Origin of the sequence: Pseudomonas sp. NFACC14, assembly GCF_900106885.1 — a bacterium.
Classification (GTDB): Bacteria; Pseudomonadota; Gammaproteobacteria; order Pseudomonadales; family Pseudomonadaceae; genus Aquipseudomonas; species Aquipseudomonas fluorescens_AA.
Genome location: NZ_FNOA01000061.1, coordinates 1 through 1255 on the forward strand (window position 1 = coordinate 1; position 1255 = coordinate 1255).

1 protein-coding gene is annotated in these 1255 nt (G+C 59.6%); it reads left to right on the forward strand.

All coding sequences use genetic code 11. The features are described 5' to 3' along the window. Positions 1-513: 513 nt before the first annotated feature. The gene (locus BLU85_RS30100) at positions 514-843 is read left to right on the forward strand and encodes a DUF6124 family protein (RefSeq protein WP_092205611.1); all 330 of its coding nucleotides are present in this window, start codon (positions 514-516) and stop codon (positions 841-843) included. Positions 844-1255: the final 412 nt, after the last annotated feature.

Consider the following 1255-nt stretch of genomic DNA (forward strand, 5'->3'; position numbering starts at 1 on the left):
CGCGAGGCGGCCTGATAGCCGACCTGCTCTTGCAGGTGTACTCAGTCCAATTGTGGGAGCGAGCCTGCTCGCGAAGGCGGCGGTACATTCAGCATAGATGCAAGCAGACCCACCGCTATCGCGAGCAAGCTCGGCTCCCACAGGGATCGGCGATGGCGGTCTGACAGCCGACCAAGCTTTGTGGGAATGGTCGGACACACTTTCTGATTCAAGTAGATTTTTCCGACGAGCCCTGGCGGTTGCCGGGTGGGAAGGGCTGTCGGTAACCTTTTTCCGTCGCTGAAAATTCAGCGGTCGGGCCTGGAAACCCGATAAGTGAGCATGCAACAGCGCGCCACATGAGATACTGCATCGCTTTTTTTGCGTGTGCAGTTCTGCGTTATGGCGGCTGTGCGCGGGAGACTTTCGAGTCTGCCGGGTTTGCTCCTTCCGGTTTTCCAGCCCGCGCATAGCTGCCACCTTCTCGCCTGGAAACGGGAAATGGCGGTTCCACTACACAACAGGAGCTGCATCATGTTCAAAGCCACACCCAATCCCCCCGAAACCGATTCCCAAAAGCACGATGAAGCCGCCAAGCGCGCCCTCGATTATTATCTCGACCCCAAGCCTCAAGCCAAAAAGACACAACCCTCAAGCCAGCTGTTCTTTGTCGCGGAAAGCGCAGACACCGAAACTCTCCTAGCCAACCTCAGCGAAACCCTGGCCTCCGCCAGCGCCATGCTTGGCGACCTAACCTTTGACCTGGAAGGCTCGCGTCGGCATTTCGCCCTGGGGATCCAGCAGATGGTCGAGCTCAGTGAGCTATTGGCGAACCGGGCGTTGGACATCGTCGATCCGCGCTAACACCGAGCGGAAGCAATGTGTGGGGCACTCATCTCCTTGGGTTGCGAAGCACCCCCAAAAACTGCCGGTTGCCACAAACCTAATGTTGGAACGAAAAGGCAAGCTTATAGCCGACCTGTCTCTGGCGGCTGTACTTCTAGCCGGAATCCAACTGTGGGAGCGAGCTTGCTCGCGAAGACGGCGGCACATCCAACGCTCATGCAAGCTGTTCCACCGCCATCGCGAGCAAGCTCGCTCCCACAGGGGAAACGCGATCACCCTAAACCAGGCCGGCTATCAGGCCGCCTCGCGGAGGACGTTGATCTCGGCGCCCCGTTAACCACGCTGGCCGAACGCAGGCATTGCGCAGTGGGCACCTCGGCATGGATGCCGAGGTAGCCGCGCTGGGCCATGGATGGCCCTTCGCGGCGGC